Annotated in this window: 15 protein-coding genes; 12 read left to right on the top strand and 3 right to left on the bottom strand. The window is 49.9% G+C overall.

Translation table 11 applies throughout. The features are described 5' to 3' along the window. The first annotated feature begins 16 nt into the window (after nt 1–16). On the top strand, nt 17–163 hold the full coding sequence (locus AAHB90_RS28810) for a hypothetical protein (protein ID WP_342088751.1): 147 nt from the start codon (nt 17–19) through the stop codon (nt 161–163). A gap of 161 nt (nt 164–324) precedes the next feature. Here the strand turns inward: AAHB90_RS28810 and AAHB90_RS28805 are convergent, their stop codons facing one another. After that, complete coding sequence (locus AAHB90_RS28805; protein WP_342088749.1) at nt 325–903, bottom strand: hypothetical protein; 579 nt, start codon at nt 901–903, stop codon at nt 325–327. Nucleotides 904–1,279: 376 nt separating this feature from the next. On the opposite strand from AAHB90_RS28805, the gene AAHB90_RS28800 reads away from it, so the two are divergent. Beyond that, a complete protein-coding gene (locus AAHB90_RS28800; protein ID WP_342088748.1) occupies nt 1,280–2,344 on the top strand; it encodes a response regulator in 1,065 nt (354 codons plus the stop codon). Between the two features lie 15 nt (nt 2,345–2,359). On the opposite strand, the gene AAHB90_RS28795 is transcribed toward AAHB90_RS28800, so the two are convergent. Further along, complete coding sequence (locus tag AAHB90_RS28795) at nt 2,360–3,556, bottom strand: S1C family serine protease (RefSeq protein WP_342088746.1); 1,197 nt, start codon at nt 3,554–3,556, stop codon at nt 2,360–2,362. Nucleotides 3,557–3,666: 110 nt separating this feature from the next. Here AAHB90_RS28795 and AAHB90_RS28790 point away from each other — a divergent pair, with 110 nt between their 5' ends. The 9 genes from AAHB90_RS28790 to AAHB90_RS28750 all read left to right on the top strand — a co-directional run bounded on the left by AAHB90_RS28790 (nt 3,667) and on the right by AAHB90_RS28750 (nt 10,085). Then, a complete protein-coding gene (locus AAHB90_RS28790) occupies nt 3,667–4,236 on the top strand; it encodes an AAA family ATPase (RefSeq protein ID WP_342088745.1) in 570 nt (189 codons plus the stop codon). Further along, nucleotides 4,223–5,239, top strand: coding sequence for a hypothetical protein (locus AAHB90_RS28785; RefSeq protein ID WP_342088744.1), 1,017 nt, complete (start codon nt 4,223–4,225; stop codon nt 5,237–5,239). The genes AAHB90_RS28790 and AAHB90_RS28785 overlap by 14 nt, the downstream gene beginning before the upstream one ends. Nucleotides 5,240–5,279: 40 nt before the next feature. After that, nucleotides 5,280–6,299, top strand: a complete 1,020-nt coding sequence (locus AAHB90_RS28780; RefSeq protein WP_342088743.1) for a zinc-dependent alcohol dehydrogenase family protein — start codon at nt 5,280–5,282, stop codon at nt 6,297–6,299. A 99-nt stretch (nt 6,300–6,398) separates the two neighbouring features. Continuing rightward, entirely contained in the window at nt 6,399–6,737 is a 339-nt protein-coding gene (locus AAHB90_RS28775) for a hypothetical protein (protein ID WP_342088742.1), read from the top strand. Nucleotides 6,738–6,775: 38 nt separating this feature from the next. Next, the gene (locus tag AAHB90_RS28770; RefSeq protein ID WP_342088741.1) at nt 6,776–7,279 is read left to right on the top strand and encodes a DinB family protein; all 504 of its coding nucleotides are present in this window, start codon (nt 6,776–6,778) and stop codon (nt 7,277–7,279) included. A 45-nt stretch (nt 7,280–7,324) separates the two neighbouring features. Next, entirely contained in the window at nt 7,325–8,197 is an 873-nt protein-coding gene (locus AAHB90_RS28765; protein ID WP_342088740.1) for a hypothetical protein, read from the top strand. Nucleotides 8,198–8,256: 59 nt separating this feature from the next. Beyond that, nucleotides 8,257–8,409, top strand: coding sequence for a hypothetical protein (locus AAHB90_RS28760; protein ID WP_342088739.1), 153 nt, complete (start codon nt 8,257–8,259; stop codon nt 8,407–8,409). Nucleotides 8,410–8,413: 4 nt separating this feature from the next. Beyond that, complete coding sequence (locus AAHB90_RS28755) at nt 8,414–9,292, top strand: DUF6544 family protein (RefSeq protein WP_342088738.1); 879 nt, start codon at nt 8,414–8,416, stop codon at nt 9,290–9,292. Nucleotides 9,293–9,335: 43 nt separating this feature from the next. Continuing rightward, nucleotides 9,336–10,085, top strand: coding sequence for an SDR family NAD(P)-dependent oxidoreductase (locus AAHB90_RS28750; RefSeq protein WP_342088737.1), 750 nt, complete (start codon nt 9,336–9,338; stop codon nt 10,083–10,085). 152 nt (nt 10,086–10,237) lie between these two features. On the opposite strand, the gene AAHB90_RS28745 is transcribed toward AAHB90_RS28750, so the two are convergent. After that, the gene (locus AAHB90_RS28745) at nt 10,238–11,080 is read right to left on the bottom strand and encodes a universal stress protein (RefSeq protein WP_342088736.1); all 843 of its coding nucleotides are present in this window, start codon (nt 11,078–11,080) and stop codon (nt 10,238–10,240) included. 218 nt (nt 11,081–11,298) lie between these two features. On the opposite strand from AAHB90_RS28745, the gene mgtA reads away from it, so the two are divergent. Further along, nucleotides 11,299–13,866 (top strand): magnesium-translocating P-type ATPase, encoded by a 2,568-nt coding sequence (mgtA, locus tag AAHB90_RS28740; RefSeq protein ID WP_342088735.1) that lies wholly within the window; start codon nt 11,299–11,301, stop codon nt 13,864–13,866. Nucleotides 13,867–13,906: the final 40 nt, after the last annotated feature.

Raw genomic sequence — 13,906 nt, 5'->3', positions numbered from 1 at the left:
ACAAAATCTTAGCAAGATGCACTTCGACCCAATTTTGTGTATGGGTTATACCGATATTCAGCAATTGGAGCCGCCCGTAAAGGTAACGCGGATTGGACGAGTCAGATACCTGGATGAAAAGCAACGTTGGCACATCGAAAACGAGATAGCGCGTCTGGATTGAGAGCATTTCATTGGGGAATCTCCATTGCGCTGACTGGGCCGCCCAACAATTCTGTGAGGATCTTGAAGCCGTAAAAGTCCTATTCCCATTACTTCAAATGCGTGGCTAAATGGTGTGGCACATCAGCAGAGCACCAGGAACAAATACCAATTTCGCCCGGATCATTCGATTACATAACTCAACTTGTTTGCATATACGACCGAATGATCATCCAGAATTGCATAAGCTCTGTAGTAAAAAAACGTTCTTCCCGCAATGATGTCTTTTGCGTAAGTATACTCATTCGCTCCCAGGGATAGTTTTGTGTCGAAAGCGACCTTGTTGTCGCTGACGGTGGGCAGTTGATTGTGATTACCTACACCACGGAAATAGGCTGTGTATACCACACCGTGCTCCACAACAGGCTGATCTCCCAGCTGAACTGCCTCCATTCTGAAAACGGTTGACTGTGTTGCCAGGCTAAAAGGAAGGGTTCTTATTTCGATTTCAGAAACCGGGATCTGATGATCTTTTGTGCAGCCGGAAAACAATGTCATTACTAACATCAGAAGTATAATGAGGCTGGCCCATCCTGCTTCTCTGATAGGAGGTAGCTCCTGTGGTTGCTCTGATGGTTTCACGGCCGGCTCGGGAATAATTTCAGGCTCAAAGGGAATCTGTGGCTGAACCGGAGTATCGGGGATAAACTCGGGCTTTGCAGGTGAACCGGCAATTTCAGGATTGGGGGTAGTCGTGTTCATGATCTTAAAATTTGGTAGTGCTTTCTGAGTATTTCAAACCATCTATGGCGGCTATGATCTTTTTCATTGTCAGATAACTTTATGTGAAATGATAACCTTCACTAAAATAACAACCTGACTCTGCCGTGCGAAGGATGACGGTCAATGTTTAACATGATCAGAATCAGTATGTTTTTCTCTTGAAGTTATTTTTTTCGTCCCCCAGGGCTAAGAAAGAGGACTGCAAGTCGCTGATCAGGATTTCTCCACCACGATTAGGCATCCAAGACACCGGATTTCATAATATGGGTTTTATGATGATGGAAACTGATCAGCTTGATTCCTGTTTGCTAAGATGTTAACTTGGAGGAACTGCTGGCAAAATCTTAAACCAACCTTGGACGCAAAGACTATTCTATTGATTGAGGATAATCCATTGATGCGGGAAAACACTGCTGAAATACTCGAACTGGCCAATTACAAAGTTGTAACCGCTCAGAACGGCAGGGAAGGCATTCAAATTGCTTCGCAGACCAGGCCTGACCTGATTATTTGCGATATCATGATGCCTGAACTCGACGGATACGGAGTATTGCTTCTTTTAGGGAAAGACGACAGGACAGTGAACATCCCCTTCATTTTTTTGACTGCCCGGGCCGAAAAGCAGGACTTCCGACGGGGAATGTTGCTGGGTGCTGATGATTATCTGACAAAACCCTACGATGACGTTGAATTGCTCCGCGCAGTTGAAACACGGCTCAACAAAAATGATCGGCTCAAGCGGTCTTTTGAGCGGTCAGAGGAGGGAATCGACGACTTTCTAACGGAAGCAGGGACGATGAATGGCTTGGGAAATCTGTGCGCGAACAAGCGGATCAAATTTTTGAAAAAGAAAGATATGCTGTATTCAGAAGGGAGTTTCCCGGGTTACCTTTTTTTTCTGCAAAAAGGAAAGATCAAGGAATGCCGCAATAATGATCAGGGTAAGGAATACATCACAGGTTTATTCAAGGAAGGAGACTTCTTAGGGTATCTGGACCTGTTGCAATCGGAGCCATATCAACAATCAGCTGTGTGTTTGGAAGCATGTGAAGTCGCTCTGATTCCTAAGGAGGATTTTTTGAATTTGATCCAGGGAAGCCGTATTGTCGCATCAAAATTCATTCGCATGCTTTCAGATAATGTCCGTGAGAGAGAAGAGAAGCTATTGCAGCTGGCCTATGATTCGGTCAGAAAAAGAGTTGCCGCGTCTCTCATTTCATTGGTCAATCGATATCATGACGATAAATCTAAACCCTTTGCGATGGCCATTTCCAGGGAAGATATCGCATCGATGGCTGGCACGGCCACCGAAACGGTGATTCGGATGCTGTCGGATTTCAAGGATGAGCGTTTGCTCGAATTGAAAGGGAGCACGATCACGATTCTAAATTACGAGAAACTGGCCCGCATGCGAAACTAGTCGCAGTGAGCTGAATTAGTCGGCTTGGTTGCCCAGGCGAACCTCCGTATGATGCCTGCGACCGCTTCTTATAAAAGTTATTGTCATTTTCTGGCCAGGATGAGACCGTGCAATCAGTTCACTAAGCTGCGCGGTGGATTCCAGCGGAAGGTTATTTAGCAGAATGATAATATCTCCGGCCGCCAGTCCGCCAACCTGAGCGGCACCAGCTGGCTCGACATTTTCAATCAGCAAACCTGCTACAATGGGCGTATTGAGCTCTGCTGCTTTCTCCGCATCCATTTCGCAAGTGCTCATCCCAAAGCCGCCCCGTTTTGCCCTACCATAATTGAGCAGATCGTCGGCAGTTTTTTTAACAACCTCCACGGGAATTGCAAAAGAATAACCTGCGTATACCCCGTTCGGCGAGGCGATTGCCGTGATGATGCCGGTCAATCTCCCTTCAAGATCGACGAGTGCCCCGCCGCTGTTCCCAATATTGACCACGCCATCGGTCTGGATGTAGGACTGCAATGCCCAACGTTGATTGCTTTCGGCAATATTCCGGCCTTTGAAGCTGATGATGCCTTGCGTTACAGTGGAAGTAAAGTTCAATGGGTTTCCAACGATAAGCGCTATATCACCCACCATAAGCGAATCTGAGTTGCCGAATGGAAGGAATGGCAGATTTTTCTCTTCAATTTTAAGCAAGGCTAGATCCGTCGCCCTGTCACTACCGACGATCCGGGCGGAATACGACCTTTTATCGCTGAGCGTTACTTCGACTTGGTCGGCGGCCTGAATGACGTGGTAGTTCGTGACAATATACCCGTCCGTACTGATCAATACCCCGGACGCAGTCCCGTTCCTGTTCTTGAAATGGTCTGTCGAGCGACTATACGGACCGACAACATCTTTATCGAAGAAATCATAATAGAAGTCCGGCACTGCTTTGGGAGTCTCTTTAAGGTAGCTGGTTTTAACCCCGACGGTTGATAGTGTTGCGCGTTGGGCTGCAAACCGGAAATTGAAGACACTTATCGAACGCTTATCCGTCCGAACTGTCCTGGGCTGTGCCGACAGTTGTTTTGCGGCAAAAGATGTGGTTGGCAAGCTGCCTTTCGGCTTTTCTATTTGCTGACCTTGGCCATTACAGGCCGATAGCAGCAAACATACGCTCAGGACAAAAAGCGATTTGGGTGATTTTCTTTTTAAAACGCTACCGTCGTCCATCCTTACTGACTGTTTGGCCCTGACTCTCCCTGGGATTTTTAGAAAGTCCTATTGTCAGTAAAGGTTCGAATTCTACGGTACCGCCGGACTGATCAATGTCGGCGGGAAAGATGACCCTGGTCAGCGTCTTTCGTGCGCAGATAAAGGAGATTTATCAAAAAATGCGAGTTCGTATGATGATTCTCGTCTCTGGACTGCCTGGGTCAGGCAAAAGCTTTTTCGCCTCTCGTCTTGCCAAAAGGCTCAATGCGGATTATATCAGTAGTGACCTTGTTCGCAAAACCTTGCAGGCAACCGGCAAATATGCTTTCGAAGACAAGTTTCGTATTTACCGGCATATGGCTGAGCAAGCAGTAAAGTTGATCAGGCAGGGAAATACGGTCGTAGTTGACGCGACGTTTTACCATCACAGCATGCGCGCGCTTTTTATAGATGCGGCCGCGCAAAACCAGTGCCGGATTTACTTTATCGTCATTGAAGCATCTGAGCAGCTTGTCAAAGAGCGTCTGGCGCAGCCAAGACAGGAAAGTGAGGCTGACCTGGGCGTATATCAAAGTATGAAAACCCAGTTTGAGCGCTATACCCAACCCAATCTTCGGCTGGAATCGGGAGCCGACAATATCGAACAGATGCTGGCCGCAGCCGTTGAATATTTAAGTGAAAACGATGGAAAATGCTGACATCCTTGCTCTTGCCGATTACGGGACCTTTCAGGGAAGGCTACTTTGCGCTTCTTTGCAGCAAACGCACATCTCCTGGATTCTGCTCAGCGGTAAGCAGGCCTTCAAAATCAAAAAGCCGGTTAAACTTTCCTTTCTGGACTTTTCGACAATTCAGGCGAGGAAACTGGCTTGTGAAAGAGAGATCGAGCTCAACCGGCGCTTTTCGCCCATCTACAAAGGGGTAGTTCCGATCACAAAAAATGGCGGCACCTTTTGTATCGGCGGCACCGAAGGAATGGTTGTGGACTATGCCGTGCTGATGCGGCGGCTCGCCCCTGAGCGTAAAATGGACACGATGCTTGCTGCCGGAAATGTGGAAAGTGCACATATTGTAGCTCTGGCCGAATTAATCACATCATTTCACCGCAGGGCACAGGTTCTCTCATCACCATTCGGGCTGGATGAGATGGTGGCTACTTTCGCTGACATTAGCACCGTGTCGGGTTTTGTTCAGCAAAATCTGGGCAATGAATACGGCAAAATGATCGAAGATGCCATGGCCGTCAGCAGACAGTTTCTGGCGAGCTACTTACCGCGCATGAACGAAAGGGTACGACTTGGATTTCGAAGGGACGTTCACGGTGATCTGCATGCGGGAAATATTTTCCTCTACAAAAGGCCGCTGCTCTTTGACTGTATCGAATACAATGACCGTTTCCGTCAAATTGATGTGATCGACGAAATGGCATTCCTTTGCATGGACCTGGAAGCATTTGGGCAATCGTCGCTTTCAGAGATGCTGCTCTCGCTTTACTGTGATAACTTCCCGTGTTTTCAGACGGAGACTGATAACATGATTTTCATTTACTACAAGTTCCTTAGGGCCAGCATCAGGGCTAAGGTTTTAGCAGTTACCGCCATGACAATGCCCGATGACATTACAAGGGGAAATGCGCTGAGCTCCTGTAAGAAATACCTGTGCCTATTAAGCAGCTACACTGGCCAGCTTGCTGTCATATAGCGTGGCTGGTCGTCGCCAGACCTGTCTAAAAACAAAAGTTATGGAAAAGCAAGAAAGGATTCCGGAAACCATGCGGGCAATGGTACTCTCCGGGCAGGCAAGGGCGTTGACAGAAATGCGCGTTGCCGTACCTTATCCAGGACCCGGACAGGTGTTGGTCAGAGTCAACGCCTGTGGTGTATGCCGGACGGACCTGCACATTGTAGACCAAGAGTTGAAAGAGGGCAAATACCCTTTGATTTTAGGTCATGAAGTGATCGGAAAGATTGTTGCGATGGGCAAAGGGATCGATCCGGCATGTTTAGGCCAGGTCGTGGGCGTGCCCTGGCTCGCTTATACCTGTGGAAAGTGCAGATACTGTCTGAAGGGCAAGGAAAACCTCTGTGAAAAGGCACTGTTTACCGGCTACACCGTTGATGGCGGGTACGCGGAATACATGCTTGCATATCAAAGGTATGTTTTTCCAATACCAGGTATTTACCAAAATGCCGCCGCCTCGCCGTTACTGTGCGCTGGACTGATTGGTTTTCGCTCATACAGCATGCTCGACCCGGACTGTGAAAAAATCGGGATTTATGGTTTCGGAGCCGCTGCCCATATTTTGATTCAGCTTGCCGTCGCGCAAGGCAAGCTTATCTACGCTTTCAGCAAAAAAGGGGACCATGCTGCACAACAGCTGGCATTGCGGTTAGGCGCCACATGGGCAGGCGACTCATCACAGCAACCGCCGTGCCCAATGGACGGGGCGATCCTTTTCGCACCAGCGGGTGAGCTCGTTCCGAAGGCGCTTTCCGAAAGCAACAGAGGTGCTATGGTAGTATGCGGGGGCATCCATATGAGCGATATACCAACTTTTCCGTACGAACTGCTATGGGGCGAAAGAACGGTGAAATCTGTGGCGAATCTGACAACCAGTGATGCGGCAAACTTTTTTGAGCAGGCAACCTTGCACCCGATCACGACTTCTGTCCGGTTCTTCGAGCTATCAGAGGCCAATCAGGCGCTGCAGGCATTGCGGGAAGGAAGTATTCAAGGAGCCGCTGTTTTAAGGATACATTGAATTTACAGGGTTGATAACCAATTGGTTTGCGTATGACGAAGGTCATGATTTGCCACTGCGATAACGGTCACCTTTGTGTCGTTACAACAATGAGAAAACATGGCCCGGTACTTGTTTTTCGCGCTTTTGATGCTGCACGGCAGTTTCCACCTGATGGGGCTCTTCACGCCGGTCCTGGGCAGGGTGTTGGTCATTGACAGATCGCCAGGAATTTACTGGGCCCTTTGCTCAATGTTGTTCTGGCTGACGGCGGTACTGATGATCCTTCATCAAAGACACTGGGTATGGGTGGCGCTTGTCGCTGTCTCCTGCTCGCAGCTACTGATCGGATCGGCCTGGCAGCAGGCCCGTTTCGGGACCATAGTGAATGCGATTATCATCGCGGTTCTGCTCGTATTGCTATTTTTTAAAGACGTGCCCTTTTTGTTTCGGGACTGACTATAAAGTTTACTTCAAATTCTTAACCAAAAAATGTGATGACTTCCCTTACAACTACCCAGACACTTTTGGCATTGTGGCGAGAAGCCCGCACGCGGTTTTCTGGTCAGCTTTCACTGCTGACAGCGCAGGATTTAACCAAAAGGCTACCAGGAACGCAAAATAGCGTGGGTTTTTTAATCAGACATGTCGGCGAGGTAGAAATGCTGTTTGCAAAGAATGTTTTTGGAGGATCTGTCCAGGTGAAAGCCAAAACCCTTATTGCCCAGCGGGATACCGGAGAATGGACAGATCTTGACGAATTGTTGTCTTTTGTGCAGCAGTCGGCGGAAGCCTTGGAGCAGGTGATCGGCAGTCACGATCCGCAGGGCTGGGACCGCGAGATTGTCACAAAGGAATTCGGCCGTAAAACGCTGGCCGAGTCACTGGGCAGAATCATCTCGCACACGGCGCATCATGGAGGTCAGATCGCCGTGATCCTCAAATATGCCCCCTCGCATTCAGCTGCGAACCTTGAAATGAAAGTTGATCAGGGGGCGTAGGCACGGCCTGCCCCTAAAAGGAATTACCATTTAAACCCTCGAATCATGAAACCACTATTATGGTCATTTTCCGTTACGTTAACGGCAATGTTATTGTTCGCCTGCACAGATCATCAGGATCCGGGCGCGCAGCGGTTTCGCATCAAAAAACTCACCAGAACTTTGCCCTATCAGGCAAGGTACTCTATTGTCAGTTTGCTCGGATATGGAGCCAATGGTAGGCTGGACTCAATTTACACTTATCAGCTCCCCGATAGCGCCAACTCTGCAAAGGAAATCAGTAAATTCCATTATAATAGTCAAGGGAATCTAGCCGAGATGACAAGGGCGCTTAGTGGTGGTGGGGTCGAGCATTATGTGTATACCTACGACGGATCAGGCAAACTTGCGTTGATCAAATACGCTGGAGGCGACAACGATTATTATGACTTCGTGCCGACATATGATGGAGACGGAAACCTGACCACAACGACCCGGTCGTTCCGATTTTTTAGCTCTATTTCTTACAGGCAGCAGAACGAATATACTTTCAGCGGTGGGAATCTGAGTAGGTTGATTTCTACCGTCACGGTTGAAAAGGTGATTCCAGCTACCTCAGTCTCAACCATCGACTTCGTATATGACGCTAATCCCAACCCATTTTACGGCATCCCATTGATTCCGGCCCCCGTACCAATTGCTTCGCCAACCAACGGTAACTTTTCCCATTATACCTATTGCGGAGGAATAGACAATGTCTTTCATCTAAGTAGAAACAACCCTACATCATCCAATATCAAGGGATACTCCCAGACGCTTTATCGATATCAGTATAATGCGTATGGGTTGCCCCAAACCAGGGAAACGCTGGTAAAGCCCATGTTGGATCTGCCTGCCGTGCTGGCAGAAACGCTGTTTTTCGAGTACGAGCAGTACTAGTCGTATATAGATAAGCGGTAATAATGGGCATTTATTTTCAACCCAAACACCATCCAGTTATGAACACCATCTATCATTCCCTGATCAAGGCGGTTGCCTCGATGCTTCGGCCGGATCATTCGGGGCGCCATTTGCCAGCATCTGACACGCCGGACGATTTTCACGCCTTTATCGCAAAGGTTAAATCGAATGCGGACAGATTTAAGCGCTAGCCCTATGGAAATCCTCGGAAGACTTTCTAAAAATGGCCGCCCCGCCGCCCAACAAACGGGCAAAGTTTCTATTGCATTAAAATGGGTGTTGCGCATTGTGCTGGTAGCAATCCTGATTTTCTTTTGCGGGCGGTTGAACCAATATCTGCAATTTAGCGCCGACGTGGCCAGGCTCCTGGCAAATTCGACGGACGTTTCCGGTAGCAAATTCACCTATCGCCAGTTGGACGGCCTGCCTCAACCGGTGCAGCAGTATTTCAGGCATGTGCTCAAAGATGGACAGCCCTATATTTCAAGGGTGCACCTTACGCACGACGGACTTTTTAAAACCGACCTGAAAGGAGGCTGGGTGGCCATTTCCGGCGAAGAATATTTTACCTCGCACCGGCCCGGCTTTGTCTGGAAGGGCAAGACGGCCACATTCACTGCCCGTGATATGTTTATCGAAGGCAAAGGTCGACTGGTAGTAACGCTTTTCTCGTTATTTAAAATTCAGGATGGGCAAGGACCACAGTTTAACCGGGGTGAGCTGATGCGATGGGTTGGTGAAAGCGTCTGTTTTCCGACGAATCTGCTCCCCTCGCAATCACTGAAATGGTATCCCGTCGATGCCAGTTCCGCCAGGCTTGAATATAGCTTCCGGAATATGCTGATCAGCTTTATGGTAAAATTTAACGCCGATCATGAAATCGAGCAGATGACCGCCATGAGAAATATGGGTGAGGGGCCGCGGCAAAAATGGGTTACCCGCCTGAGCGACTACCAGCTACGCGACGGGGTCCGAATTCCTACCATGCTGGAAGCAGCCTGGGACTTGCCGGAGGGCTATTTCCCTTACGCCCGGTTTACGATCTCGGAGATAGAATACAATCAGGCCCTTTGATGGAGCCAGGATTATTTTAGACTAAAATTCAATCTGAAAAACTATGAAATTGTTACAGGATAAAGTCGCCATTGTTACCGGGGCAGGCTCGGGGATCGGGCGGAGCGTTGCGATCGCCTATGCACGTGAGGGCGCCAGGGTGGTGGTTTCGGATATGGACGAGGAGTCGGCCGATCAAACAGTCAGGCTAATCGCCAGCGAGGGAGGAGAAGGTTTTTTCGTCAAATGCGATGTCTCTTCGCCGGAAGACAACGAGGCGCTTGTTTGGGCCACGATCGGTAAATATGGTGCGCTGCACATTGCATGCAATAATGCGGGAATTGGCGGCGCAATGGCTCCGACCGGCATGTACCCGGTCGAGGCGTGGGACAAAGTGATCGCGGTAAACCTTTCCGGCGCATTCTATGGGGCCCGCTACCAGATCCCGGCCATGCTTAACTCGGGTGGGGGAGTGATCATCAATATGGCTTCGATTCTCGGCAGTGTGGGGTTTGCCAATAGTCCGGCTTATGTAGCCGCTAAACACGGATTAATCGGGCTCACTAAAAACATCGCCCTTGAATACAGTAGTAAAGGAATACGGGCCAATGCGGTCGGTCCGGCATTTATCAAGACCCCGCTGCTGAAAGATCTGGATGAAGAAACAATGAACTGGCTGGTTGGCAGGCATCCGATCGGGCGCATGGGCGAGCCCAAGGAAGTGGCCGAACTGGTCCTTTGGCTAAGCAGCCCGAAAGCCTCATTTATCACGGGTTCATACTATCCGGTCGACGGAGGATATCTGGCTCAATAGAAAGGATGAATCCATGTGTCAGGTTTTTTACATAGGCCTTCGGTGGCGGAGGTGCAGGGCCAGACGCTACTGATAGTGGCCCACGATCAGGAATTCGCCCGCAAGACCGGCCGGATCATTCGTATGCAGGACGGCAGAACCCTTTGAGCGATCTATTGGCTGACTTCTTTTTTCAAATGACAGACCAGTAGCGGTGTATCAGTGACAAGCGACAGCTTGCGGGTAAGGCTCGCGCCATTCAGAAGCAGTTGTAGCAAATTCCTGTCACGCTTACACATGACCAGCATATCAGCATGTGCCTGGTGGCAATATGCTTGAAGGCCATCAATGACGCTATCGGCACTGCGGATAATGATATCTTCTGATGGAATGCCAAAGAATGACTTCATCTCCTGAATATACTGGGTGTCAGACTGAATGTTTAGCTGCTGATCGGAATTGATCTTCAAAAAAGTAATGCGTGCTTTCAGCTGACGTGCGAGCCCGATTGCCTGCGCCAACACCGGCTTTTCATCGAATTCCAGCTGGGTGGCGTACACGATATTTTTGAAATCGGCATCGACCGCCGTTGGTGGAATAACCAGCACGGCACAATCAGCATCTGTGGCAATGGCTGCGCTATTTGAACCAAGTAATTTATCCAGAAAGCCGCCTTGCCCGGTCCTGCCCATCACGATCAGGTCCACCTGATTCTTTTGAGCCTGATGAAGGATCGCCGGCTGCGTTCCGCCGGTTTCCCAAATACCCTCCGCACGGAGCCCCTTGTGCCGTGCGAGCGCGACAGCTTCGGCAAGCTTCTCGCGGTAGGAGTCTTCCAGCTCCTTGTATATCTCCAGCGAGCCGGTATATTCCGGCAATGCGATGTTATCGATATAGGGATGATATACATAAAGGACAAGCAGTCGCGCCCTGGTTTTATCAGCGATTCGAATGGCGAATGAGAGCGCCTTTTCTGCATTCTCCGAGAAATCGATTGGAACGAGAATTTTTCTCATGGGATACACCTTTTGTTTTCAACAGATCTTCGTGGTTTTACATCCCAAATTTCCAGCGCTGCACTGGATAGTTTTATGATTTGCATCATGCCGCAGCGTGACTAATGTTTTGGAATGTAATGGACCGACAGGGCTGGTGACGGTCAGATTTAAAACTGATGCCTATCATGATCGTGCGGAATTTTAATGGCCAATTTTACCGGCAAATTTCACCTGAAATGATCCAAAGTACGTTTAGCAGTATGCGGTTGGCCGATCCTCAACTGGAAATAGGGCTTGGCGAGGCGGCCCTGCCCGAACTATTCGAGCAACTCGCAACCGACGGCGGCGGGCTTGACGGCCGTCAGGCCGCCAGCAGGCTGCAAAGTCTACGAAGAAATGGGCACAGGCCTGCCGGTAGTCTGCGAAAGATATTGGCTATCCTGGTCAATCAGTTCCGAAGCCCGCTCGTATTACTGCTACTGGTTGCAGTGGTTTTGTCGGCATTTTTGGGCGAGGTTTCTGATACATTGATCATCGGATGTATCATTCTGGCAAGCGGGCTGCTGAGTTTCTGGCAAGAGTTCAAGGCGGGTAGGGCAGTTGAAAAACTGCAAAAACTGATCTCGCAAAAAAGCAGGGTGTTTCGCGATAACGCCGAGCTGATTGTCGATGCGGCAGATGTCGTGCCGGGGGATCTTGTCCTGCTTCGGGCAGGCGACATCATTCCCGCAGACTGCCGCATCATCGATAGCAACGAGCTGCATGTGAATGAAAGCAGTCTGACCGGTGAAAGCTTTCCGGCAGAAAAAATGGCGGGACAGCTCACCGGCCAGACAGCGCTTTCAGATAGCTTTAATTGCCTTTGGCAAGGCACCAGCGTGATCAGCGGGACGGGTAGGGCGCTGGTTGTCCGCACGGGGGTGCACACCGTCTTTGGCAAGTTGCGCGAAAGCCTGTCGGAGACATCTGAAACAGCTTTTGAGCACGGAATACGCGGTTTTGGCTATTTCCTTTTGCAGATTACTACTGTGCTGACCTTGGTGATCCTGGCAGTCAACGTTTATTTTGGGAAGCCGCTGATCGACTCTGTGCTTTTCTCGCTAGCGCTGGCAGTGGGAATGGCGCCAGAGCTGCTTCCGGCTATCATGACTGTGTCCATGTCCTCTGCCGCCGCGCGTATGATGCAGCGCAAAGTGATCGTCAAAAAGCTTTCTTCGATCTTTAACCTGGGGGAGGTGACCGTGCTTTGCACCGATAAAACCGGAACAGTCACAGAGGGCATTGTCCGGGTTTGCGACGCGGTGGACGCAGAGGGAAATTCCCGGAAGCAGCTGCATTTGTATGCCTACCTGAATGCCCTTATGCAGCAGGGTTTTGCCAACCCGATAGATCAGGCGCTCATACAGGTGCCTATGAACGTACAAGGGTATATGCGGCTGAACGAAGTTCCGTATGATTTTATCAGAAAACGGCTGACGGTACTTGCCGGCCATCAGGATGGAAACCTGATGATCAGCAAAGGTGCCTTTGAAAATATTCTTGAAGTCTGTTCGAAGGTGCTCGATGGTAAAGGCTGCGGCGTTGATCTGGACCAGGCACGCCGACTACTGCTCTTTCAACGGTATCAGGCCTATTCCGAGCAGGGATACCGTGTATTGGGCATCGCCATCAGACAGACCACGCTTGCCCACATTGCCCGCGGCGATGAAAGCGAAATGTCTTTTGCCGGTTATCTGCTGCTGGAAGACCCTTTGAAAGCTTCCAGCCTTGGCTCGATGCACAGACTGATGGGTCTGGGTGTATCGGTAAAAATTATTACGGGCGATAACCGCTTTGCCGCCATGCATATTGCCCAAAAACTCGGCATTGCATCCGACCGCGTGCTGACGGGCGCAGAGCTCGATGAGCTTTCGCCGGAGGCCTTTCAGCAGCGGGCTTTGGGCATCGCCGTTTATGCCCAGATCGAGCCCCACCAGAAAGTCCGCATTGTTAAAGCGCTCCGCCAGGCGGGGGCAGTAACTGCTTACATTGGTGATGGGATAAACGATGTGGCTGCGATCAATGCGGCCGATGCAGGGATCTCCACCCACAACGCGGTCGATGTGGCCAAGCAAGCTGCCGATTTTGTATTGATGGAAAAAGACCTTTCCGTGCTGGCAGACGGTATTCTGGAAGGCAGAAAGTCTTTTGCGAACTCGATGAAGTATATTTTCATCAGTACCGGCGCCACATTTGGCAATATGTTCAGCGTTGCGGGCGCGTCGTTGCTGCTGCCATTTCTTCCAATGCTCCCCAAACAGATATTGTTAACCAATTTCATTACCGACTTTCCGGCGCTTGCCATTGCTTCTGACGCGGTCGATCCTGGGCAGAGTGCCAGGCCAGGAAAATGGAGCATGGCCCTTATTCGGCGCTTTATGGTCGTTTTTGGACTTCACAGCTCCTTTTTTGACTTTGTGACCTTTTATGTGCTGTATTATAAACTGCACCTGACAGGGGCAGCTTTCCGTACAGGCTGGTTTCTGGAATCGGTTATCACAGAACTTCTCATCCTGCTTATCGTTCGGACGCAAGGGCCATTTCTGAATAGCAAACCCTCAAAAGTTCTGATTTGGCTCACGCTCGGTGCGCTGATTTTTACGCTGCTGCTCCCGATTTCCCCATTGGCCGGCGTGATGGGTCTTGCCTTCATGTCTGGGGAGGAATTGTCTTGGATCGGCGGCATTCTGATTGCTTACATCATCACAGCTGACTTTTTGAAAGTGAGCTTCTTCCGTCGCGGGAAAAAGCGCGCTCGGCAGTGAGCAATATCATGTTTCGTGCTGCGGACTGTCATCGCACTCA

Origin of the sequence: Dyadobacter sp. OTU695 (assembly GCF_038440355.1) — a bacterium.
Taxonomy (GTDB): Bacteria; Bacteroidota; Bacteroidia; order Cytophagales; family Spirosomataceae; genus Dyadobacter.
Note: the sequence above shows the minus strand (reverse complement) of the source record. Positions and strands in the feature narration are given on the sequence as shown.